This is a genomic window from Flavobacterium psychroterrae (genome assembly GCF_018380615.1).
Lineage (GTDB): Bacteria > Bacteroidota > Bacteroidia > Flavobacteriales > Flavobacteriaceae > Flavobacterium > Flavobacterium psychroterrae.
This window is the reverse complement of the sequence record NZ_JAGYVZ010000009.1, coordinates 100,825-126,089: the sequence shown is the minus strand read 5'-3', so window position 1 is coordinate 126,089 and position 25,265 is coordinate 100,825. Positions and strand designations below refer to the sequence as shown.

20 protein-coding genes and 1 riboswitch are annotated in these 25,265 nt (G+C 33.7%); of the genes, 12 read left to right on the top strand and 8 right to left on the bottom strand.

Translation table 11 applies throughout. The annotated features are described in order from the left end of the window. Positions 1-905: 905 nt before the first annotated feature. Entirely contained in the window at positions 906-1,166 is a 261-nt protein-coding gene (locus tag KHA90_RS11255; RefSeq protein ID WP_213299376.1) for a hypothetical protein, read from the bottom strand. A 456-nt stretch (positions 1,167-1,622) separates the two neighbouring features. Here KHA90_RS11255 and KHA90_RS11250 point away from each other — a divergent pair, with 456 nt between their 5' ends. The 8 genes from KHA90_RS11250 (at position 1,623) to KHA90_RS11215 (ending at position 12,261) form a co-directional block, all read left to right on the top strand. Continuing rightward, positions 1,623-2,027: a hypothetical protein gene (locus KHA90_RS11250; protein ID WP_213299373.1), complete on the top strand. Its 405-nt coding sequence runs from the start codon at positions 1,623-1,625 to the stop codon at positions 2,025-2,027. 302 nt (positions 2,028-2,329) lie between these two features. Further along, complete coding sequence (locus KHA90_RS11245; protein ID WP_213299370.1) at positions 2,330-3,985, top strand: peptidase domain-containing ABC transporter; 1,656 nt, start codon at positions 2,330-2,332, stop codon at positions 3,983-3,985. 2 nt (positions 3,986-3,987) lie between these two features. After that, a complete protein-coding gene (locus tag KHA90_RS11240) occupies positions 3,988-5,340 on the top strand; it encodes an HlyD family secretion protein (protein ID WP_213299368.1) in 1,353 nt (450 codons plus the stop codon). Continuing rightward, positions 5,321-6,736 (top strand): TolC family protein, encoded by a 1,416-nt coding sequence (locus KHA90_RS11235; protein WP_213299365.1) that lies wholly within the window; start codon positions 5,321-5,323, stop codon positions 6,734-6,736. The genes KHA90_RS11240 and KHA90_RS11235 overlap by 20 nt, the downstream gene beginning before the upstream one ends. A gap of 485 nt (positions 6,737-7,221) precedes the next feature. Next, positions 7,222-7,321, top strand: a riboswitch (SAM riboswitch). A gap of 280 nt (positions 7,322-7,601) precedes the next feature. Next, a complete protein-coding gene (locus KHA90_RS11230; RefSeq protein ID WP_213299362.1) occupies positions 7,602-8,588 on the top strand; it encodes a TlpA disulfide reductase family protein in 987 nt (328 codons plus the stop codon). 361 nt (positions 8,589-8,949) lie between these two features. Next, positions 8,950-10,452, top strand: coding sequence for an aminotransferase class V-fold PLP-dependent enzyme (locus KHA90_RS11225; RefSeq protein WP_213299359.1), 1,503 nt, complete (start codon positions 8,950-8,952; stop codon positions 10,450-10,452). Positions 10,453-10,529: 77 nt separating this feature from the next. Continuing rightward, positions 10,530-10,976, top strand: coding sequence for a VOC family protein (locus tag KHA90_RS11220; protein WP_244860303.1), 447 nt, complete (start codon positions 10,530-10,532; stop codon positions 10,974-10,976). A 235-nt stretch (positions 10,977-11,211) separates the two neighbouring features. Continuing rightward, positions 11,212-12,261, top strand: a complete 1,050-nt coding sequence (locus tag KHA90_RS11215; protein WP_213299356.1) for a beta-ketoacyl-ACP synthase III — start codon at positions 11,212-11,214, stop codon at positions 12,259-12,261. Between the two features lie 111 nt (positions 12,262-12,372). Here the strand turns inward: KHA90_RS11215 and KHA90_RS11210 are convergent, their stop codons facing one another. From KHA90_RS11210 to KHA90_RS11200, 3 genes are all read right to left on the bottom strand, one after another. Further along, positions 12,373-12,969, bottom strand: coding sequence for a hypothetical protein (locus KHA90_RS11210; RefSeq protein ID WP_213299353.1), 597 nt, complete (start codon positions 12,967-12,969; stop codon positions 12,373-12,375). Between the two features lie 228 nt (positions 12,970-13,197). Next, a complete protein-coding gene (locus tag KHA90_RS11205) occupies positions 13,198-13,632 on the bottom strand; it encodes an META domain-containing protein (RefSeq protein ID WP_213299350.1) in 435 nt (144 codons plus the stop codon). A 275-nt stretch (positions 13,633-13,907) separates the two neighbouring features. Next, positions 13,908-14,858 (bottom strand): aldo/keto reductase, encoded by a 951-nt coding sequence (locus tag KHA90_RS11200; protein WP_244860302.1) that lies wholly within the window; start codon positions 14,856-14,858, stop codon positions 13,908-13,910. A gap of 71 nt (positions 14,859-14,929) precedes the next feature. On the opposite strand from KHA90_RS11200, the gene KHA90_RS11195 reads away from it, so the two are divergent. Continuing rightward, positions 14,930-15,676, top strand: coding sequence for an IclR family transcriptional regulator (locus KHA90_RS11195; RefSeq protein WP_213299347.1), 747 nt, complete (start codon positions 14,930-14,932; stop codon positions 15,674-15,676). A gap of 13 nt (positions 15,677-15,689) precedes the next feature. On the opposite strand, the gene KHA90_RS11190 is transcribed toward KHA90_RS11195, so the two are convergent. Beyond that, positions 15,690-17,264 carry a Na+/H+ antiporter gene (locus KHA90_RS11190; RefSeq protein ID WP_213299344.1) on the bottom strand — a complete coding sequence of 525 codons (1,575 nt, stop codon included), beginning with the start codon at positions 17,262-17,264 and terminating at the stop codon, positions 15,690-15,692. A gap of 29 nt (positions 17,265-17,293) precedes the next feature. Next, positions 17,294-18,190 (bottom strand): helix-turn-helix domain-containing protein, encoded by an 897-nt coding sequence (locus tag KHA90_RS11185; RefSeq protein ID WP_213299341.1) that lies wholly within the window; start codon positions 18,188-18,190, stop codon positions 17,294-17,296. 205 nt (positions 18,191-18,395) lie between these two features. Between KHA90_RS11185 and KHA90_RS11180 the strand changes: the two genes are divergently transcribed. Then, the gene (locus tag KHA90_RS11180; protein ID WP_213299339.1) at positions 18,396-18,779 is read left to right on the top strand and encodes a nuclear transport factor 2 family protein; all 384 of its coding nucleotides are present in this window, start codon (positions 18,396-18,398) and stop codon (positions 18,777-18,779) included. 60 nt (positions 18,780-18,839) lie between these two features. Then, positions 18,840-19,679: an SDR family oxidoreductase gene (locus KHA90_RS11175; RefSeq protein ID WP_213299336.1), complete on the top strand. Its 840-nt coding sequence runs from the start codon at positions 18,840-18,842 to the stop codon at positions 19,677-19,679. 36 nt (positions 19,680-19,715) lie between these two features. On the opposite strand, the gene KHA90_RS11170 is transcribed toward KHA90_RS11175, so the two are convergent. After that, positions 19,716-20,300, bottom strand: a complete 585-nt coding sequence (locus tag KHA90_RS11170; protein WP_244860301.1) for a DinB family protein — start codon at positions 20,298-20,300, stop codon at positions 19,716-19,718. 387 nt (positions 20,301-20,687) lie between these two features. Here KHA90_RS11170 and KHA90_RS11165 point away from each other — a divergent pair, with 387 nt between their 5' ends. Beyond that, positions 20,688-22,922 carry a DUF6055 domain-containing protein gene (locus tag KHA90_RS11165; protein WP_213299333.1) on the top strand — a complete coding sequence of 745 codons (2,235 nt, stop codon included), beginning with the start codon at positions 20,688-20,690 and terminating at the stop codon, positions 22,920-22,922. Between the two features lie 189 nt (positions 22,923-23,111). Here KHA90_RS11165 and KHA90_RS11160 read toward each other — a convergent pair whose 3' ends face one another. Next, positions 23,112-24,581, bottom strand: a complete 1,470-nt coding sequence (locus KHA90_RS11160; RefSeq protein ID WP_213299330.1) for a glycoside hydrolase family 130 protein — start codon at positions 24,579-24,581, stop codon at positions 23,112-23,114. Positions 24,582-25,265: the final 684 nt, after the last annotated feature.

Genomic DNA, 25,265 nt, shown 5'->3' with positions numbered 1-25,265 from the left:
GCGTAATGGTAACAGACAAAGTTGAAGTCGTGGCACATTGTCCTGTATTTGGGGTAAAAATATAATTTCCGCTAACCGAAGAATTAATTGCTGTGGGATTCCAAATTCCCGTGATTCCGTTAGGCGATGTTGTGGCAAGAATTGGCGGGATATCCGTTGGACACAAAGTCAAACTTGTATCAAAGTCAGGAATTATTTCAGGTGTAATGGTAACAGACAAAGTTGAAGTCGTGGCACATTGTCCTGTATTTGGGGTAAAAATATAATTTCCGCTAACCGAAGAATTAATTGCTGTGGGATTCCAAATTCCCGTGATTCCGTTAGGCGATGTTGTGGCAAGAATTGGCGGAATATCCGTTGGACACAAAGTTAGTGTTGTTGCAAAATCCGGCGTTACGCTCGTTGTTACAGATAAATTGATAACATCAGAAATTTTAAAACCACAACTATTTGTCGCCTCTAATGTCAATACCAGAGTTGTTCCTCCGGATGCAAGCGGAATTATATAATCTGTAATTGTTGTAGTTGCCGAAGAAAAAATTCCCGAAGGCGATGACCAAACAACAGATTGCTGTCCCAGCGCAACACCGTTTAAGGTAATGGTTGTTCCTGCACAAGCTGTTAAATTAAGTGGTCCGGCATCAACGGTAAAAGGTGGTGTTGGAGCTTTACATCCTGAATTAGAATATGTAGCATCTCCGGCTGGAGTAAAATTTACGGTTGCTCCATCTGCCGCTACATTATTTCCGTTTGTATCCGTTAGCAATGTTCTGTCGTAAATGACGGTATCACTGCAACTTCCCACAAAATTCATCGAAAATGTGCGAGGACCTGGTGCCGGTCCAAAATTAGCAAAATGCCCAACGCTATTATTGGCATTATTTTGAAAAATCATATAAATATTTTCAGACCACTTTTAAAGCTGTTGTAGCATTTTGAACAACTCCTTGCCAGGAATTATTTGGCCACGTAACAGTAAGAACATTTGTATTTAAAGAGGAAGTTCCAACCTTAAAACGTACCATTTCATTACGACCTTCATCTATTCCACCACAGGCATCGACCAGTATACTCTGAATTTCAAAACATTGAGAAAACGTATTTGTTGAGACGAAGGCAAATAAGATTAAAAAAAATAGGCGTAGAGGTAAAATTTTAAATTTCATACTATTCAATTTAGTTATGATAAAATATTTACAAGGAATACTAAAATTAAGATTTTTTTTAATAAAATAATTATTTATAATAGTTAATTTGTTGATTTTTAGATATATGAAATGTTTTCGTAAAACTTTACTTCATAATTTTTTTAAATGATTAACAAGATTAGAAAAGCTTTGATATTCAATATTTATTACTAATTAATTGTCTCTTTTTTTTTATAAATGCATAAAAAACTAAAAAAATACCACAAAAAATAGTTACTGTTTGTTTGTAACTATTTGATAGTTAAATATTTGTTTGAGGCGGAACAAATTCTAATGTTATTTTAATGTAGCGCCGAAAATTTAGATTTACATTGCGCGCTAATAATTTTTATTTTAAGAAATTACTTCAATATTCGTACTGATTTTCTACAGATTATGATTTAAGTAATAGCATAACTTTTTATTTTTTTAGCAATGTTGAATACAATTAAAAATAGTCTTTTTAGCAAATGCCTTCAAGTATTGCTGATTGGTTATTTTTTAATCAGCAGTATAAATGTATCCAACAGTTTTGTTAGAATTATTTATGATAATGCTGATATACATTCCGTTACGGGACTTACTTGTAATTTTCTAAAAAAAGTGTTCAAATGTAATTCAGTTCCTGAAGAAATCGACGATTACGAAACAAAAGATAGCAAAACTACAAAACTGGCAAAAGGAATTCCTTTATTGGATTATTTGATTCCTATGGATACTTCGTTGGCAGGATTATATTTTGAAATAGAAAACAAGCAAAGAAATTATATCGAAAACCCCATTTTCTCCTTTGGTTTTCATGGTAAAATTCATTTGCGACCTCCCCAATTTATTATATAAATTTTTATCTCATTAGATATTATTTCATAATAAAAAATAATAGACAGGAACATAGTCATTAAGGCTAAGAGAACGCAAAAAAGAAATATATTCTTTACAATAGCGTGTCTTTGTGCGTTTAAATACTGAAGTGTGTTTTTTTTTGAAAACACAAAATCCATGTTGCCGCAGTTAAATTTATTATGCCTAATGTTATAAAAAGTAATTATTTTAAAAGATTATATTAATTTCTGTAATCCTTTACATGATTTTTACCGTATCTTAATATCTATTCTGTTAATTTTGTATTTATATATAAATTCATGACACCATTAAAACGCTTTTATAATTTACTTGCGCTCGATAAGCGCGATGTATATCAAATTATATTTTACGCCGCTTTTGCCGGTTTAGTAAATCTTTCACTGCCTTTAGGAATTCAGGCGATTATTAATTTTATTCAAAGCGGACAACTTAGTGTTTCCTGGATAGTACTTGTATTTCTGGTAACTATTGGTGTTGGTTTTGGAGGAGTTTTGGTCATTTTGCAGCTTCGGATTGTAGAAAATCTGCAACAGCGAATTTTTGTCAGATCTTCATTTGAGTTCGCTTACAGAATGCCTTTAATTAAATTTAAAGAAATGTATTCTGAATATGCTCCTGAAAAGGCCAACAGATTTTTTGATACGCTAATGGTTCAAAAAGGAACGGCAAAACTTTTGCTGGATTTTTGTACTGCGTTTCTGCAAGTTGGTTTGGGGATTATATTATTGGTTTTATACCATTCCTTTTTCACTGTAATCGGGCTTTTGTTTATCGTGATTTTATACATAATTTTTAAATTTTCGTATAGAGACGGACTGGAAACAAGTCTTAACGAATCAAAGTTTAAATATAAAGTCGCAGCCTGGCTTCAGGAAATTGCCCGTAATCGCGAAAGTTTCCGTAAAAAAGGAGCTTTTGAATATGCATTAGAACGAAATGACGGTTATGTAAGCGAATATATTAATTATCGTGAAAAGCATTTTCAGGTAATGAAAAAGCAATATATCCAACTTACGATTTTTAAAATTCTTGTTACTGCTGCCTTATTGTCTATTGGTGGTTTTTTGGTAATTCATCATCAAATGAACATTGGGCAGTTTGTAGCGGCAGAAATTGTAATTGTATTGCTGATTAATTCGGTAGAAAAAATCATCTTCGGGCTCGAATCTTTTTATGATGTTCTTACATCGGTAGAAAAAATTGGGCAAGTTACAGATATGGAGATTTCCTGTATTCCTAAAACATCAGACGTAACTGAAACCGGAATAAATATCGAAACTGAAAGTATTGCCTATAATTATCCGGGTTATAATAAAAAATCGCTTAAAAATATAAATCTGAAAATCGCTCAAGGCGAAAAAATATTGGTACAAGGAACAAATGGTGCCGGAAAAAGTACCTTATTGCGTTTACTTTCAGGTTTACTGGAACCCGAAAGCGGTGCCATGTATGTGACAGATAATTTCATGAACCGACTTGATGAAGATACTTACAGAGCGCAAGCCGGAACATTTATGCAGGGCGATACGCTTTTTGCGGGAACAATTAGAGAAAATGTATTGTTTGGCAACAGCGATATTAATAATGATGACCTGAAATGGGCGCTGGATAATGTTTGCCTGACACCATATATCAAGACTTTCCCTAACGGACTTGAAAATCAGATTCATCCCGGCGGAAGCGAACTTTCGGCTTCAGATGTGCAAAAAATATTGCTTGCCAGAAGCATTGTTCACAAGCCAAATATATTGTTTCTGGAAGATCCTGTTGATAAAATGGACGAAATGACTTCGGGCAAAATAATTGATTTTTTACTTTCTGATCAAAATGACTGGACGGTGATTGTTACTTCTAAAAATGACATTTGGAAAAACAAGTGCAACCGTATGATAACGATCGATGACGGAAAAATTATTAACGACACAAAGCTTTAATTATGCTCAATATTTCTAAAGATAATAATATACTAATAACGCCGGGTAAATATGCTTCGATAACCAGCGTTGCCAGAAGGCCTCACTATAAAATCCTGAATAAAATCATCATTGGATTTTTAATTTTTTTAATTGGCTGTCTTTTTCTTCCATGGACACAAAATATTTCAGGAAGCGGTTCCGTTACCACTTTAAAACCGGATCAAAGACCTCAAACGGTGCATAATACCATTGCGGGACGAATTGAAAAATGGTTTGTAAAAGAAGGTGATTTTGTAAAAAAAGGCGATACGATTCTTTTTATTTCAGAAACTAAAGAAGATTATTTAGATCCAAATCTTGTTGGAAATACCAAAGATCAGGTCGATGCAAAAAAAATGGCGGTAGAATCCTATGGCGATAAAGTAAATTCACTGGATGTTCAGGCGCAATCACTTAATACTGAAAGAGAATTAAAACTGCAGCAGGCTCAAAACAAGATCAAACAGGCACATTTAAAAATTAAAAGTGACAGTATGGATCTTGAAGCGGTAAAAACGCAATTACGAATCGCTACAACTCAATTCAATCGTTCAACAGCTCTTAATAAAGAAGGTTTAAAGCCAATGACCGACGTTGAGCAAAAACGACTAAAACAGCAAGAGTCTGAAGCTTATATTATTACACAGCAAAACAAGCTTTTGAGCAGTAAAAATGAATTGATAAATGCCAGAGTAGAAATAAATCGAATTACGGCTGAATATGCTGAGAAAATTTCTAAATCCAGAAGTGATAAATTTACCGCTTTAAGTACACAATATGATACTGAAGCACAAGTAAATAAGCTTCAAAATCAATATGTGAACTATAAATTAAGAAACGGTTTGTATTATATCACAGCACCACAAAGCGGTTATGTCAATCGTGCTTTACTGGCGGGTATTGGTGAAACAATTAAAGAAGGAACTCCTGTAGTAAGCATCATGCCGGAAAGTTATGATATTGCAGTAGAAACGTATGTAGAACCTATTGATTTGCCGTTAGTGCACCGTGGCGCAAAAGTGCGTGTATGGTTTGATGGGTGGCCAAGAATCGTATTTTCAGGATGGCCGGGATTATCTTATGGAACTTTTGGCGGCAGAGTAGTGGCAATAGAAAATTTTATTAGCACAAATGGCAAATACAGAATCCTGATTGCGCCGGATAATAAAGAAGGCAAATGGCCAAAAGAACTAAGCATAGGCGCAGGTGCGCAGAGTATTGCTTTACTGGAAACTGTTTCTGTTGGCTATGAAATATGGCGTAACCTGAACGGATTTCCACCAAATTATTATAATTCAGATGATAAAGCAACAAATGAAAAAGGTAAAAAGTAACATACGATATATCACATTGTTCTCTTTTTTATTTCTTATTGGCTTTTCTACATCATACGGTCAGGATTTTAATAAAGAGGAGCTAAGCTACAGCGAATTTTTAGGATATGTAAAAAAATACCATCCGCTGGTGAAACAAGCTAATCTTGAAGTAAGTACTGCACAGGCAATGCTTATGGTGGCTCGTGGAGGATTTGATCCGAAAATTGAAGTAGATTACAATAAAAAAGAATTTAAGGGAACTGAATATTATTCGTTATTAAACAGCAGTTTCAAAATCCCAACCTGGTATGGTGTTGAAATAAAAGCCGGTTTTGATGAAACAGACGGGCAATATTACAATCCGCAAAACCGAACGCCGGATGCCGGATTAACGTCACTTGGAATAAGTGTTGCGTTAGGGCAGGGTTTGTTTATCAACCAGCGAATGGCAGATGTAAGAGAAGGAAAACTCCAGATCAAACTGAGCGATGCACAACGAAAACTTAAAGCGATTGAGGTTTTGTACAAAGCAAGTGAAGCGTACTTTGAATGGAGAAGAAGCTTTAATGAGGCCGAACTTTATAAAAATTATCTTGGTTTTGCAAGTACTCGTTTTGCGGGTGTTAAAAAATTAATAGAATATGGTGATTCTCCTGCTATTGACAGCGTTGAAGCAAGAATAACAGTTCGAAACAGGGAATTGAACGTTGAAAACGGAAACCTGAAACTGGCAAAAGCCAAACTTGCTATTTCGAATTATTTATGGATAGAAAATGTTCCTGTTGAACTGGCAGATAATGTAAAACCGGAGCAAGACCTAATCCAGACCCTTGAAGAAACATTAAAAACATCTTCGATGATGGTAAATGTTGAAACCTTAGAGTCGCATCCTAAAATTCAGGCACTTGAAACTAAATTATCAATGCTGGAAATCAACAGGCAGCTAAAGGCCAATTTACTGCTTCCGAAAGTAAATGTGGGTTATAACTATATCTCTGAACCTGCTTATTTTGATTCCTTTAATGCTGATGATTATAAGTTTAACATCGATTTCAGCATTCCGATTTTTTTAAGAAAAGAACGTGGGAACCTAAAGATTGCGAAACTTAAAATGCAGGATTTAAAATTTGATATCGATCAGCAAAGACTGGAACTTAAAAATAAAATAAAAGCACAGCAAACCGAAATTGCATCTCTAAAAAGACAAAAAACAGTTATTGACAATCTCGTAAAAGATTATATGGTGATGTTAAGCTCAGAGGAAAAGTTGTTTTCGTTTGGAGAAAGTTCAATATTTTTGATTAATTCAAGGGAAAATAATCTGGTAAGCGCAAAACTGTCGCAAATAAGTATAGAGAATCAATTCTATATTTCGAATGCCGAGTTGTATAAAATATTGGCGAATCCGGATTAAATAATCTTTGTTAATTTGGATTGTCTATGATTGATTAAAATCCATCCCTACAATATGTTTCGTTCCTCCGGAACTCTTATGGAAATTCCGGAGGAATGATTTATTTTGTAGCCAGGGAGTTTAATCCCTGGAACACAACGTAACGACAATCTTTGTCGATTTTGTTTGCGTATGATGGATTAAAATCCATCCCTACAATATGTTTGTTCCTCCGGAAGTCCTATGGAAATTCCGGAGGAATGATTTATTTTGTAGCTGGGGATTCTAATCACTTGTATATAATGCAACCGCAATATTCGTTGCCCAACTTTACGGAGTTTATTACGGAGATTGCTTAGCCAGTTCTCATCGCTCGTGTCCTCTTCCCTCGGAATGAACATTGATTTTTAAGGGTATATTTTATTTATTTTAAAAAAATATTATTTTAAACTATACTAATTTGATAGAATTTATATATATTTGCATCAGCAGAATATTTCTGCGTGAACTTATCCAGAAAGACTGAGGGATTAGGCCCTGTGAAGTCTTAGAAACCTGTTGCCAAATAAGGTGCTAAATCCTTCCGCTAAGGCGGACAGATAAGAAAGATTTCTTTAGTAAATCTGAATAAGGTCATTATGTTAAAACCTTTTTTATTATTAAAATGAAAATTAAACTATTCAAATTAAACGCCTTTTACAATCAATTGCCTTTACCAAAAAATGAAGTCTTAGTTTTCCGAATGCGTAGCCGCTAATTTTTACAATCTCTTTTCCCACTTTTTCAACATTAGCTTTATGCCGTTTAAATTGGCTAGGGGAATTCTTATGTTCAATTAAAAAACAACTACATGAACTTTGACAAAGTTCAGCTTAAACTCCATAAAATGAAAAAAATAATAGTATTTCTAGCCGTATGTTTTTCTGCAACAGCAATCCATGCGCAAGATTCAAATATTCAGTTAAAAGGAACTGTAGCAGACACGATTGTAAAATATGTGTATCTGCAAAAGTTTCATAACAAGATGTTTACCACAATAGATTCAGTAAAAGTAGTAGATGGGAAATTTGGTTTTAAAACAAAAGTAAAACTTCCGGAACTTTATGGATTAAGCGTTAATACAGCAAATAGTCCGTTGTATATCTTTCTTGAAAAAACACCAATTACAGTAAAATTAAGTCCGGTTAAATATTACAGTACTTCGGTTGTTGAAGGTTCTGCCTCACAGGATTTGTTCAATATTTATCAAAAAACCGAGAACGTTGATATAAGTAAATTTATCACAGCACATCCCGGCTCTATTGTTTCGGCTTATGTATTGTATAGGAATTGGTCCTACAGATTAACTCCGGATCAGATTACGCAAAACATTGCGCTTTTAGATAAAAGTCAGCAAAATTCAACTTATGTAAAAGAATTAAAGGCATTGGTTACGGTTTTAAACGGATTACAGATTGGGAAAAAAGCACCGGATTTTGTTTCTAAAGATCCGGAAGGAAAAGATATTAAATTTTCTGAAAATTTAAACGGATATACATTAGTTGATTTTTGGGCTTCATGGTGTGGACCTTACAGAAAAGAAAACCCGAATATTGTTGCCGCTTATAAAGAATATCACGATAAAGGTTTCAATATTTTGGGAGTTTCATTAGATAAAAAGAAAGAAAACTGGATTAAAGGAATTAAAGATGATAATCTAAACTGGTTACAAGTTTCGGATTTACTTTTCTGGAATAGTGAAATTGCGAAATTATACGGAGTAAGAGCAATTCCTGCTAATTATCTGGTGGATTCAAAAGGTATAATTGTAGCCAAAAATCTTCGTGGCGAAGAACTTCAGGCTACGCTTAAAACGCTTTTGAACAGGAGTTAAATGTTAGTAATTCCACGCTTGTTTGTCATTTCGACGAAAGGAGAAATTACATAAGAAACTCCGTTCCTAAATGTGTCAATCTTTGTCTATTTACAAGTATGATTTCTCGTTGTTCGAAATGACAAACTTACCGGAGTTACTTGCGGAGATTTCTCGTTCCTCGAAATGACAAACTATGCGAAAATAGTGTTATGAAAATGATTGTCATAGCCCCGTCCCGATAGCTATCGGGAAGCGGGATTAGCTCCTTAAAAAAGATTTTGTTTTATCATAGAAATCGGAATGACAAACAGACGTGTTTTAAAAAATAATCATACAAAACAATTCAGTCAAAAATAAAAATTCAGTTAATAAAAATGATATGGAAATAAATGCAATTGAGAAGATAACAAAACCGAGTCAGTTAGAGCACTATTTTTCAAAGTTTAGAGGAAATACAATTGGAGTAAATCATATTTTCGAATCGGCTTACGGTAAGCAAAATTTATTATATGCTGATTGGGTTGCGAGCGGTAGATTATATGTGCCAATTGAAGATATTATGCTCAATAAAATAGGTCCAATGATTGCCAATACACATTCTTTTTCGAGCGAAACCGGCAAGACTTCGACTTATGCTTACAATCATGCCAGACAATTGATTAAAAAGCATGTAAACGCAAATGAATCTGATGTTCTGGTGACAACCGGAACCGGAATGACGGCTGCTTTATCAAAATTACAGCGCTTTACAGGTTTGCGTTCGGCAGATAATAAATCGAATATTCAACTTAATATTATCGATAAACCAGTAGTTTTTATCACACACATGGAGCATCATTCTAATCAGGTTTCCTGGTATGAAACTAATGCTGATGTGGTAGTTTTACCGCCGGATAAAAACAATCTGGTTGATCCTAAAATACTTGCAGAATTACTTGAAAAATATGCCGACAGAACGGTGAAAATTGGTTCGTTTACAGCAGCTTCAAATGTTACGGGAATTATTACGCCTTATCACAAACTGGCTAAAATCCTGCATCAAAATAACGGACTTTGTTTTGTGGATTTTGCAGCTTCGGCACCTTATGTACAAATTAATATGCATCCTGAAGATCCTGAAGAACAATTAGATGCAATTTTCTTTTCGCCACATAAATTTCTGGGAGGACCCGGAACCTGCGGTGTTTTGGTTTTTAATGAAAAGTTATATAAAAGTAATGTGCCGGACAATCCCGGCGGAGGAAATGTAAAAGCTACAAATCCGTGGGGACGATATCATTACAGTGATTCAATAGAAGTAAAGGAAGATGGCGGAACTCCGGGATTTTTGCAAGTTATAAGAACGGCTTTGTCTCTGGAATTGAAGGATCAAATGGGAGTAGGGAATATAAAAAAAAGGGAAAAAGAATTGCTCGATTTATGTTATTCAGAATTTCAAAAGATTCCGGGTTTATCTATTTTGGGAGATGTTGAAACGGACAGAATTGGTTGTGTTTCTTTTTTGATTGATGATATTCACTATAATTTAATTGTGAGGCTTTTAAATGATCGTTTTGGAATTCAGGTTCGTGGCGGATGGTCGTGTGCGAGTACATATGCACATTATTTATTTGATATTGATGAAACAAAATCTAATGAATTAACAGAGCAACTTCTTCAAAAAAACCAAAGCAATAAACCGGGTTGGGTGCGTTTATCATTGCATCCGATAATGACAAATGAGGATCTTTTGTTTATTTGCAACGCCATACAAAAAGTAGTTTTAAATTATAAAGAATGGCAAAAAGATTATATTCATAACAATGCTACAAATGAGTTTGAAAGTATTGTAAGTAAAGAAACTATTGCTGATGATGTAAAAGAATGGTTTACGCTTGAATAAAAGGAATTATAAGTAAGAAGTTTTAAATTTAAACATCTTATTAAAAAAGAAGCATCAGCGAATATAAAAATATCATAATGAATAATAACATTAAAGGATTTCATCATTTTGCTATTAAAGCGCAGGATTTTGAAAGAACAGTACAATTTTACCAAACACTAAATTTTGAAATAGTACACAGTTGGAGTTTGCCTGAATTTACTTTAGAAAAATGTGTAATGATGAAAAATACGCAGTTTGATTGTTTCATCGAAATATGTGACAGCAATGCTAATTTTCCAACGCAGGGCCGAAAGCGAAAACAAGGCGATCCATATGTCGAAAATGCACTTTTACATATTTGCTTTATAGTTAACGATGCTAAACAAGCGTATAACGAAGCAATACAAAATGGTGCCCGGGCTTTATCTGATAAAGAAACACTGGAGCTGAAAAATGCTGCAAAAAAAATAACAGTTAGCAATAGTTTGGTTTATAGTCCGAATGGGGAAGTAATTGAATTTTTGGAATCGGTTGTTTTTTAGTTTTTAGATAAAAAGAATAGGATGATTTTGTGCTTTATTTTCTAAAATAACGGTCTAAAACTTTCGAATAATTAATTCGTTAACCTTCTTTGACCAATTGTTTAACTTATATTTATGATTTTAACCCCCATGTTTGGGCATAATGCTATTGTCTTTTCCAAATTGTTAGCGTTATTTTGTAAATTCTTTTTTGCTATATAAAAAGAGAGCACAAAAACAAAAAATCTAGATAAGGATGAATGCAACAATTACAGCTATCGGTGGCTTTGTACCTAGTTATGTACTTAGTAATGAGATGATTTCGAAAATGGTTGATACAACAGATGAATGGATTCAAAAAAGAACCGGAATAGAGGAACGCAGATTAGCTACAAGTGAAAATTTGTCAACATCAGATCTTGCCGGTGCCGCAATTCAAAATTTATTAAAAACTTACGAAATTGATCCTTTAGAAATCGATGGTTTAGTTTTAGCAACCGCAACTCCGGATCATCTTTTAACTCCTACAGCAAGTAAAGTATGTGAACTAAGCGGATTTACAAATGCTTTTGGTTTTGATCTTAATGGTGCTTGCAGTGGTTTTTTGTATGCCTTAGAAATGGCTACGACTATGATTGAAAGTGGCCGTTATAAAAAAGTGGTGGTAGTGGGCGCAGATACAATGAGTTCTATTGTAGATTATGAAGACCGTAATACTTGTATTCTTTTTGGTGATGGAGCAGGAGCTGTTCTTTTAGAAAAAACGGATGACGAATTTGGAGTGATGAAAAGTATTTTAAGAACAGACGGAAGCGGAACATCTGCATTATATGTTCCTGCAGGAGGTTCTAAAGTGCCTGCTGGAATGCAAAGTATTTTACACAGAGAACATTTTATCAAACAAGAAGGTGCATTTGTATTTAAAAAAGCGGTTGAATCAATGAGCAGCGTTTCTCAGGATGCTCTTGCAACTAATGATTTAAGTGTAGAAGATATTGACTGGGTTGTACCACATCAGGCAAATTTGCGAATTATCAAAGCCGTTAGCGAGCATTTGAATATAGGTATTGAAAAAGTCAAAGTAAATATTCACAAATACGGTAACACAACATCTGCAACAATCCCGTTATGTCTTTGGGATTTTAAAAATGATTTTAAAGAAGGTCAAAATATATTGATTACTACTTTTGGTGCTGGTTTTTCATGGGGCGCAACTTGTATAAAATGGGGCGTTATGAGAGCGCTTAAAGCAGTACAATATTCAGCAAATGGAGAATTGTTAAAACATGATTTAATGTATCAATAAAAATATTAATTTCTGCATAAAAATGCGATGAGTTTCAATTTTAATTGAAAACTCATCGCATTTTATTTTTTACTACAGAATTGATGCAGGAGAATATTTTTAATATGCGCTTTATTCTTTGTATAGAATAATAGTTGCTTTATATCCCGTACCTACATTCCATTGACTTGCTTCAATAACAACTCCTTTATCATCAAAAACCTGAAATTCTGCTGTATTTGGTGATGCAGAACCTTCATTTAAGGCTTCAAAATCAATTTTGTTGATTCCTTTTACCAATGTTATTTTAAATCCTTTAAATTCGCCGTCTAAGTTCACTTCTTTCTCAATGACTTTATCATTAAGATATACTCTAATTTTATCTCCATCTACAAAAGCAGCATCACGATACCGAACTGTTGAAACAGATGAATTGGTCACAAAACCACCTAAATATTCATTTCTTCTGTAAAAAATTCCCTCAACATTAGCTTCCTGTTTGTACAGGATATTATTTTTAAAAAGTTCATCCGGATTAATTTTCAAAACGGTTTCATCTTTTAAAGGTGCAGGATCTGTGTTTGGCGGAGTATCTGTAGGCGGCGCCAAAGGTTCTTTAAGTTCGGGATTTTTAGAATTAATAGGTTTGTATTTGCTATTAACTTCTTTTTGTGCATATCCTTGTATAGAAACGGTCATTATAATAGCCAGAAACAATATTCTTTTCATAAAACGTAAATATTAATAAATAAAATAGAAGTTACGCATTTAAATTTAAACGCGTTAACTCGTTTAAATAAAACATTTAATTTGAGTATTTATTGCCCTTCATGGATACAATTTACGATGAAATGTGTGTTTTTTTTAATTGATAAAGATATTTTAAATAGTAAACCCGACAGGTTTTAAAACCTGTCGGGTTTGATGTTGTAACTTTTATAGATGTAATTCAGTTTTTTATTTAGTCACTTTTTTAAATCGCATCATTGGGATATCTTTTACCATTAAATTAAGTTTTCCGTCTTTATCAATAGAATAACTGTCGGTTTTTTTAATAGTTTGTAAAAAGGTTTGTTCCCCGCCACCTTCGCAAAACATCATTGTTGTTGGACCTTGTTCACCAAACGTCAAAGAATTTCCTTTTAAAGTAAATGGAGCGCTGTAACCGTTGCAGCCTGCGTTTCCAAATACCTGATTGTTATTTTTATCAAATTTGATAAATGGTTTTTTATCAGGATATAAACCTTCAAAAGCAATACGCGGACCAGAGATATATTCCAGTTCCCAAGATGTATTGTAAAGATCATCAGTTTTTGTAGTGTCTTTCATTGTGTTACAAGAATTAAAAGATAGTGCCAAAACAGAAACAAATAGTAGGATGTAATTTTTCATAAAATAAGATTTTAGAACATAAATTTAAAGATTTTTAATAGAATTTGCCTTTTAAATCTGACTTATTTTTAATTATTGATTTAAAAATAGAATCGATTTAAGGACAAGTTTATCTAATTATAATAGGTTTCTAAAATCATACCAAACTATTTGCATCAGAAAAATTATTAAAAATTAGCCTTTGCATTTTAGTTCAGAATAAAAAAAATCCCATTTCGTCATGAAATGGGATTTTTGATTTATCTTAATTTTTAGATTTCTTATAATAAGAAATTTTATAAACTTGCCGTATCAAGTAAAGCAAGATCCTGAGGATCTAATTTTATTGATGTTGCGTTAAGTATTTCGGCTAATTGTGCTGGATTTGTTGCGCTTACAATTGGAGCCGTAATTCCGGATTGGTTCATAATCCAGGCTAAAGCAATTGTTCCCGGAACCGAATTATGTTTTGATGCGGTTTGATCCAGTGCTTTAAGAATTCTAAAGCCTTTTTCGTCAAGATATTTCTCTACAAATCCGCCTCTTTTGCTGTCTTTTAAACCAGTTTTATCTCTGTACTTTCCAGTTAAGAATCCGCTTGCCAGTGAAAAATAACTAATAACGCTTAGATTATTTTTTAAAGTAATTCGTCGAATGTTCGTTTCAAAATCCTGACGATCATATAAATTATATTCCGGCTGAAAAGTCTGGTAGGATGGAAGATTATTTTCGGCACTAATTTTAAGCGAAGCCTCAAGACGTTCAGGCGTAAAGTTTGAAGCACCAATAATTCTCACTTTTCCGGCTTTTATAAGCGTATCATACGCTTCAAGAGTTTCCTCGATGGGCGTATTAAGATCGTCATAATGCGATTGATATAAATCGATATAGTCTGTTTGTAATCTTTTAAGGGAATCTTCTGCCGCCTGAATGATATATTTTTTACTCAGTCCTTTTTTAGTTTCAGAAATTTCTGCACCTACTTTTGTAGCCAGAATAACTTGGTCTCTTTTTCCGGATTCTTTAAGCCATTTTCCTATTGCAATTTCAGATTCTCCGCCTTCATGTCCTGATACCCATTTTGAGTAAATATCAGCAGTATCTAAGGCATTAAATCCGGCATCTGTAAAGACGTCAAGTAAATTTTGAGTCATTTTTTGATCTGTTGTCCAGCCAAATACATTGGTTCCAAATACTAATGGTGCAATTTCTATTGTAGAATTTCCAAGGGTTTTATTTTGTATCATAATAATTATATTTTAATCAAATGTAGTTATTTTGTGAACTTTTAGATTTGTAATACTTAAAAAATGTAAATTTGTTCATTATATACGAACTTATGAATCAATCTGTAAAAAAGACATTTCAAATTTTAGAATATATTGCTTTAAACGGCAATTTTGTAAGACTTAACGATGTCGCTAAAGCATTGGATATAAAAAAGAATACTGCCCATGGTTTTCTGGATTCCTTAAAGCAAATTGGGTATTTAGAACAGGATGATTTAAGTCCCAGATACAGGATTACGGCTAAGCTGGAATGTTTATATGCGCCTGCATTTTCTGTAAATGAGCTCAAGAAGGAATTGCGTCCCATTTTAGAAAAAATCACAATTTTAACTAATGAATCGGCTTATTTAGCGGTACAAATGGGCTCTTATTACAGGCACGAACTTAAAAGTGAACCTAACAGAGCTGTGAAAATCACCTTAAATACCGGCAAAGATTATGAAATGGCTACTACGGCAATAGGCAAATCTTTTTTGGCTTTTTCAGACCATTTGCAGACTAATTTAAGTAAACAATATTCCGCAGAAGCTTTTTCAGTCATTAAAACCGAAGTTGCGATTATAAAAGAAAATGGTTATGCATTAGATGTTCAGGCGTATGATCCTGATTTAAATTGTGTGGCAATGCCAATATTTTTTAAAAATAAACCAGTCGCTGTGCTTTGTGTTTCCGGACCTTCGTTTCGATTTAAAGAACCTGAATTTATCGAATCTTTAAAAATAATTGACAAACTCCTTAAAGAACACGGAAAGTATGAAAGCAAACTGAATTTATAATAGAAGAGCAATTTTAGATATATCTTAATTTTTCTTCTTCAATGTCTAAATAATGCATTTGTCGCCTGATAATTGATTCATCTAAAGTTTGATCTTCTCTATTTTTATTGATTAACCAGGCTCTTTGCTTGTTTAATAAATCAAGATAAATTTCTTTTAAATCTTTTCCAATTGATTCATTATCAATTTCATTTGTATGCTGTTCCCACTTTATGATTAATTGCTGCAACGACGTATTACTTTCGACATGATCGTTATAATGCGTTTTGATATAATCTAAAGCATATTCGGCTAATTCTTTTCGTAATTGATTGTAAGCTTCTTCGCGTGGCAAAGCATCATTGTCAATCTTGAAATTTAGTTTTTTAATGAAATAAGGCAATGTTAATCCTTGAATTACAAGCGTTAACAAAATAACTACAAAAGTGATAAACAGGATAAGATTTCGTTGCGGGAAACCGTTTCCGTTATTTAAATAAACAGGTATTGATAAGGCTGCCGCCAATGATACAACGCCTCGCATTCCGGTCCATCCTAATATAAACGGAGCTTTTAATCCCGGATTTCTACTATCAGCAACAGTGATAAAATTACGGGCAATAAGTGTAACCACCACAGCAGCGTAAGTGGATAATATCCTGCTGACGATTAAAACAACCGTAATTAAAACGCCGTAACCTATTGCAGTTACAATACTTACTTCTTCAAGGCCTTTTGTAATTTGCGGTAAATCTAAACCTATTAACATAAAAACCAATCCGTTTAATATAAAACAAAAGCTTTCCCAAACATTAATTCCCTGCAAACGCGATTTACTGCTCAAAAATCGATGTCGGTTATTGGATAAAAGTAATCCGCCACAAACCACCGCTAAAACTCCGGAACTATGCGCTTCCTCCGCAGCAAGATAGATAATATAAGGTGTAAGTAAGGACAAGACAATATCAACATTCGCATCTGTAGGCAAGTATTTATGCGCTTTCATAAAAAGCCAGCCTATTAATAAACCAATTCCAACACCGCCAAAAATCATCCAGCTAAAACTCATCGCAGCTTTATAGAATATAAACTGTTCCGTTGCGACAGCAATCATCGCAAATCTGAAAATGATTAAGGACGATGCATCATTCAATAAACTTTCGCCTTCTAAAATGGATGAAATTGTTTTGGGTACTTTAACAAATTTCAGAATTGCTCCGGCGCTTACGGCATCTGGCGGAGAAACGATTCCGCCCAATAAAAATCCTAATGCCAATGAAAAACCCGGGAAAAAATAATTTGAAACCAATGCAACCGAAAGTGCCGATACAAATACAACTACAAAAGCAAAGCTGGTAATAATACGTCGCCAGCGCCACATTTCTTTCCAGGAAACTGTCCAGGCAGCTTCGTATAATAATGGAGGCAGGAAAATAAAAAATATAAGGTCAGGTTCGATTTTTATAAGAGGCACACCGGGAATAAAACTGATTGCTAATCCCGCTAATACTAGCAAAATGGGATAAGCTATTTTTATTTTATTTGCCAGCATAATCAGCAATAAAATAACGACTAATAAACCCAGATAAAAAGGAAAATTGTTGAACATTGTTTTGGTTAAGGTTTTGGATGTGATTTTTAATTTAAGCTTCTGTATTCAATTGGTGTGTAACCGGTATTTTTTTTAAACATTCGGTTAAAATGCTGCGGATATTTAAACCCAAGTTCAGATGCTATTTGACTAATTGATTTATTGGTATCAAAAATTCGTTCTTTTGCTAAATTAATTAATTTTAACTGAATGTGTTCCTGTGCCGATTTCCCTGTTTCTTTTTTGATTAAATCTCCAAAATAATTGGGAGACAAATGCAACAAATCAGCAAAATAACTAACGGATGGCAAACCGGATTCCTGCGCAGTTTCTGATTGAAAATACTCATTCAATACATTTTCAAATTTGGATAAAACATCAGTATTAACATTCTCTCGCGTTATAAATTGCCTGTCATAAAATCTGACACAATAATTTAAAAGCAATTCGATATTATTGGTTATAATACTTTTACTGTGTTTATCGATAGACTGATTTAATTCATATTCTAATTTACTAAATAAATCACGAATAATCTGCTGTTCCTTTAAAGATAAATGAAGTGCCTCATGCGTTTCATACGAAAAAAAGGAATATTGACCGATTTGTTTTCCTAAAGAAGTTCCTTTTATAAGATCAGGATGAAAAAGTAAAGCAAGACCTGTAGGCAAATAATCCTCTTCATTATTGATTTCAATTACTTGTCCGGGAGCAAAAAACACCATTGTTCCGTCGTCATAATCATAATTATTGCGTCCGTATTTTAATTCACCGCATTTTCCGGCTTTCAGGAAGATTGCATATAAACCAAAATGAATTTTACTGTTATTGGGTAATGATTTTGTGCCTGAATTATCAAAAACACTTATTAAAGGATGTAATGTTTCTACACCTTTCAAATCGTTGTATTGCGTTATTTTTTCAACTTTTATAATGTGTTCCATCCTTGTATTCTTTAAATTTATACTACAAATATAGCATGCAGATTTGTAGTAGGTTAACTCAAATGATTAAATCAGTAATAATGGTAATAATTACAGTAATATATATCATGGAAAGCATTTGATATTGAAGGAAATTTGTACTGTCAAAACTTTTGATAAAATTTCAAATTAAAAAATCAATGATTAAGATAAACCGCAGATTGCTATGAAAACCGATAAAGTAAGTACTTGTGAATTAGAAATTTTCGCCATAACCCGTCAATTAACTGATTTGATGATTGACAAGGATATATTGGAACTAAACAAGATTTTAGATCAGGATTTCACGCTCACGCATATCACTGGATATGTGCAGTCAAAAGACGAATGGTTATTAGAAATTGAAAGTGAACGAATGAAATATTACGGTTATGAAGAGGTTAAAACTTCGGTAAAAATGGAAGGCGATAAAGGAACATTTGTAGGTCAGAATATTTTAGATGCCCGAATTTACGGAACGAGAAATAAGTGGCGTTTACAGCAAAAAATACAATTTGAAAAACGAAACGGAAAGTGGATTATACTGCAATCTGTTGCGACTACATTTTAAATTATTAGAATAGATTTAAAAAAATTAGCCTTAAAAAAACAGACTTAAAAAACAACAATTATGAAAAGCAATTCAGTTATAGTAGTTATTGGTGCGGGATCTATTGGTCAGGCAATTGCAAGACGAGTAGGAGCAGGAATGCACATTATTCTGGCAGATTTACATCAGGAAAATAGTGATGCTGCAGCAAAAGTTTTATCAGATGCAGGATTCAGAGTAAGTACTGCAATTGTGGATATTTCATCAAGAGAATCTGTTCAGTCGCTTGTTGCAAAAGCTCAGGAAATTGGTGGTATTACCGGATTAATTCACGCAGCCGGAGTTTCACCTTCGCAGGCATCGCCATCGACAATATTCAAGGTAGATTTATATGGAACTGCTTTAGTATTAGAAGAATTTGGAAATGTGATCGAAAACGGAGGATCAGGTGTGGTAATCGCTTCACAATCAGGTCACAGATTGCCATCATTAACTCAGGAAGAAGACAAAGCACTGGCAACAACACCAACCGAAGAACTTTTAGCACTTCCGTTTTTGCAATCTGATGCTGTAGATAGTTCTTTGAATGCGTATCAATTATCAAAAAGAGGAAATTCACTTCGGGTAAAAGCAGAAGCCGTACGCTGGGGGAAACGCGGTGCAAGAATTAATACAATAAGTCCGGGAATTATTATCACGCCACTGGCAAATGATGAATTAAACGGACCAAGAGGTGATGGTTACCGCAAAATGATTGAAATTTCACCCGTGGGAAGAGCCGGAAATCCTGACGAAGTGGGAGTTTTAGGCGCTTTATTAATGGGACGTGACGGTGCGTTTATTACAGGAAGCGATTTCCTGATGGATGGCGGCGTAACATCTGCTTACTGGTATGGCGATCTCGCTCCAAAATCTGAATAAATCACTATTTTAATTTAGAAGATTCTTCAAATTATGTTATTTGCGTTCGCGTAAGATAATTTTAAACCTTTCAAGTTGTCGTCTATGGCGTAAAACATGTACGATTGCATGTTCTGTAATTTGTTCAATGTCATAGACTTGTCCCCATGAAGTAACTATTTTTTTAGTGTTGTCAGATTCTTCAAGCTGATTATCAGTAATATTTTGAAATGTTGCCTCGGTGAAAACAAAAAAATCTCTCAGGTCTTTTTGATAATCAGATACATTCGTTCTAAAAATCTCATCTGGAAAGTCTAGTGATTTATTTGATAATTGTTTGATATACAATGCATATGCATAACCGGAATTTACAACATGAGCCAGAACTGATTGCACAGATACGCAACTTGTGTCTGTTGTAACAGGATCTGCAATCGCAATCAGTTCATTGTTTGTAATATCATCAATTGTGTGGCTTAAATCTAAAATAGCTCTTTCGTATTCATCAAGTAAAGCTCCAATAGCGCCTTTTCTGTATATTTTAGTCATAAAAACAAGTCCTTTTTGTGCTAATATAAAACTATTTTCAGTAGCAATTAGATCAATTTTTAAAAAAACTTCTGAAATGTAAATATCTTCCAATTGCTTTTATTACCTGAGATTTTCCTTTTTTTTATTTTAATTAAATTACACTTAATCGGATAAATATGTATTTAGTCGATTATTTTTTATTTGGTTACTTTATATTAATACGTATATTCGCAAAAAAAATAATTTAAATGTTACAACTACATTTAAATTATTTTCATGGATTTTGAATTCATTTTTTAGGTAAAAGAGATCATTTATTGGAGAGAAATTTGGTTTTGATTTATTTAAAAACTTAATGATTTAAAACAGAATTGAATTTTAGGAATCCGCATAAAAAGTTAGAGATAGAATTGAAGTTGTGAGGGCTTTAATAATGGAGTTGATTGAAGTAAAAAGCAGATTATTGATAAGAAAATTAAACCCCCAAATAATTTTTATATGAAAAAACTTTTATTACAAGTCGCCCTTTTCCTTTGCAGTTACTTTGCAATGGGGCAAAAAACGCTCTTTACACCTACAGAATGGAGCAATCCCAACAATGAGTTTTATAATAATGTGTCCAACTCCAGAAAATACGAATCGACAAATTTTGTGCTTTACTGGGGAGATAAAGTGGGCACGAATCCCGCTGCATATGCTGATGCAGCGTTGCGATTTACGCCTAAATCAGTTGCTGATACTCTGGAACACAGTTTTAAACGTTTTATAACTGATTTAAAATTCATAAATAATTCACCAACAACAAATTTCGGGAAATATAAAATCATTATTATGATGATGAATACCTGGAACTCAACAGATCCGCGTTTAGAGGCTTTTGCGCAGGCGAGCTCCTTTAGTAATACTATTGGTGCCATGTTTGTACATCCTGAAGCCACCAGAGATGGCGGCGCATTATCTCATGAATTTGCACATACACTGCAAATGATGATGGGAATTCAGGAAAATCCCGGTAACGGAACTGCATTTTCAGGATATGACTGGGCAGGTCCGTTTTATGAAGGTCATGCCAATTTTATGCGTGGTCAGGCGTATCCGCAATGGGCAGAAATCGACGGAACTTTAACGAGATGGATCCAGACCAGAAATTTTATGTGGTCCTCAAACCGCCATCATTATACTAATTTTCATTTGATGTATTATGTGCAGGAAAAAGACGGTTTTGATTTTACCCGAAGAATGTGGGCTGAATCTAAAAATCAGGAACATCCGCTGGAAACCATCAAAAGGCTTAAAGGATTTACGCAGGAACAACTCAACGATTATCTTTGGGGTTATGCGCAAAGACAGCCGGCATTTGATTATCCTATTCAATGGAATTCTCAAGTAAATACAACCAGTAATTTTGGAAAAAAAATTAGAGAAACATATACTTCCATTAAAAATAATATGCCGCGATATACCAGCAGACAATATACATTATTGACTAAAGTGGCAGGAACAATTGATCAATATTATCCTAACAATGACTGGGCGCCACAGGATTATGGCATGAATATAATTCCGTTATATCCTACTTGTACCGGAACCCAGAAAAAAGTGACTATTAAATTTAAAGGGCATACAGAAGTGAATCCAACCCAAGCAGGATGGCGATATGGTTTTGTAACCACAAAAACGGATGGAACAGTTTCTCGCTACAGCCCAATGTATAATACAGATGGCGAAGCATCCTTTGAACTTAATTCAGCAACAGAGGCAGGTATTTTTCTGGTAGTATTTTCGGCTCCAAAAGTGCATGTGAATTACAATATGGATGTAGGTTATCCTAAACAAAGAAGATATCCTTATGAGTTAAAAATTGCAAATGCTAATCCTGAGGGATTTCAAGCTGCTGCAGATTTTAGAAAATTTATTAAAACAAATGGTCGCCTGCATTCTAATGGTGGAGGATGGGTTTCTAATAGCGCAAGTGTCGCAGCCTCAGTTTATGTAGGACCATATGCAATTGTGAGACGTGGTACAATTTCAGGAAACGTGCGTATTGATGGTTATGCAATGGTTGATGGTGGAACTATAACGGGAAATGCTATTGTTCGTGACAATGCATGTGTTTATAATACAACTTTGTCCAGCAATGCTATTGTTGAAGGAAATGCCTGGATGGAAGGTGGTTCTGTTGCCAATACAGCAAATATTAAAGGAAATGCGATGCTGTTTGCAGGTAATTTTGGAGGTTCTGTGGTAGTAGGTGGAGATGCCGAAATAGGAAGCTGTTCTACTGCAGGTGTTTATCTTCAATTTCCTTATTGGAGAAATGGTCGTGCAGAATGTGATGGAAAAGGTGTTAATGATGTTTCTAATATTGATATAAATTCTGCTTTTACGAATTTTTCTCCGGCGGTAATGGCTTTTAGTACAACGCCAAGTTGTACAGCGGCAACACTTACATCAAATAATTCAATTTTAGATGTAGAAGAAGTGAATCTGAGCGTATTCCCAAATCCAACAGGAGGCAACCTGACGATTTCATTTATACAAAATCAACAAGAAAAAGTTAACATTTCATTATTTGACATGAACGGAAGAAAACTAGATGTGATTACAAATAAAAATTATGATACCGGCAGAATTGATATTCAGTACAATTGTAGTCGTTTGGTTCCGGGAATTTATTTATTGCGTATTCAAACAGGAAATAGTGTTGTAAATAAAACATTTATAAAGCAGTAGATTTATATAAAAAATATTTCACTGAGATACAGATAACTATGAGATATAAATATATTTCTTAATTTGTAATCTTTTCACCTATTTTTCTTTGTGTTAAATGTTTTATGCGTAAACATATTAAATAAAGAAGCCCTATCATTTGTATCATTTGACAGGGCTTTTTCTATATCTAAAATAGTTTTAGGATTTCTATTTACTCTTTTTCAGAGCATCTAACAATTCTATCATATCAACCACGGCATAAGTCGATGAATAATCAGATACCGCATAAGGTAATATTAAGCTATTGTTGTGAATTATTGCACCACAGGAATATACAACATTTGGCACATAACCTTCACGCTCGTCTTCAAGCGGAGAAAGCAAAGGTTCGCTAAGTCGTCCAATTTCCTGAGACGGATTATCAAGATCAAACAATGATGCACCTATACAATAACGTCTCATTGTACCTACACCATGCGTAATTACAAGCCAGCCTTCTGAAGTCCAGAGAGGCGATCCGCAATTTCCTATTTGAGTTAATTCCCATGTATAACGTGGTTCCTGTAAAAGAATTGGATTATTCCATTGTGTAACTCTATCAGAATACATAATATAATTGTTCACGCCATCGATTCTTGAAAGCATGGCATATTTACCTTTAATTTTTCGCGGAAATAAAGCAAGATTTTTATTTTGGGCACCGGCACCATGCAAAGGCATTACTCTAAAGGTGTAAAAATCCTCGGTAGAAATAAGTTTAGGTAAAATTGTATGACCATTATAAGCGGTATAAGTTGCCATCACGCGACTTGACTCATCATCGTCATCATCAAAACGTACAAAACGGGCATCTTCAATACCACGGCTTTCAGATTCGGAAATTGGAAATATAACGCGCTCCGTAATATCCGAATCGTGTTTGAATTGTAAATCATAAAACGAATCAGCCAACCAGATGATTTCTTCGAGTGCAGTTCGTCTTTCCTGACGAATCGATGGATCGCTTAACGCTGTGTTTACAACACTTTTTAATACAGCAAACTCAAATTCACTTGGTAAATCCTGCATAATCTGCGAAATGTATTTGTCCTGCGTGTGCATTTCGGACAATTTCAATAAAAAGCGTTCTTTATTGAATAAGGTTTTATGTTCAATCTCAGCCTTATCAATATTATGACCAATTTTCATTACCAGCAGATTGTTGTCTTTATCCAGAATTCCCCGTCTAAAAACAATCGATGAAATATGACCTTCACCTGTTGCTCTAAAAGAAATAATTACACGTTTTTCACCAACTTCAAGACCGGACTGATCAAAATCTTCTACAATTGAAGGATTAAAAATAGCAGCAGATTCTATGGCATATTCCATAGTACAGTAGGAACCAATAAGCATTTTTCGATCCAGCGAAATTGCATCATAATCAATTTGCATGGATTCAATTACATCTCTGATCTGTTCACAATGCCTGAAAAAAATCGCCGAAATATTTCGGTGGCGTCTTGCAAACTCACGAAGCGTTTGTTCTAATGTTTCTAATACCTGTTTATCATTCAGCACCATTATACGGGCAACCATTTGTTTGGTCCGTTCTTCGCCATTCATAAAATATCTAGCAACAACTCTTCTGGAATCGGGGGTAAATTTTATATTTTTTCGGATGACGGATACTCGCATAATAAGTCTGTTTTTTATATGTTAGAAAAATTAATTCAGATTAGCTACTTACTTTTTATTCTAAGAATGTAGCATTATTACTGTTTTAAACTAGATTTTATAGTATCTAGTATATTTAGATCTATACAAGTTAGTAATTTTGTTATCTAAAAAAAACTTTATTTTTAAAACTTTTACTCAAAATTTACTTTTCAATCGTTGCTTTTTCCTTAAAAATAAATCACAAAAAAGCTTAAAAATATAAGTTTTACAAATCAACGAAATGCTTAATCGGGTTCTGCAATAATTACTTTTAACCGGTTGGTGTAATTAAAAAAACATATATTTCGACGCGGATTTGACGGATTCGTTATCACGAAGACACGGATTTACACGGATCTTTTTTAAATTCTATATAAAAATCTGCGAAAATCTGCGTTTTTGCAAAGCAAATCTGTTTTATCCGCGTTCTAAATTTTTTTACTTTATTTGTAAACCAATTAATCAGCTTTTTAATCTGTAACGTTTATTTGAAGATTAAAAATGATATAATCTGTTTTTTAACTACTAATCGAATTAATTTTAAAATTAAGTAATTAATTTGGAAAAATTACATAATAATTTAGAAGTACGCGGTTTTGTTAAAATTGAAATTTTAACATAAATGATAATTTTAATGTAGTAAAATGTTGATAAGTAGTTGTT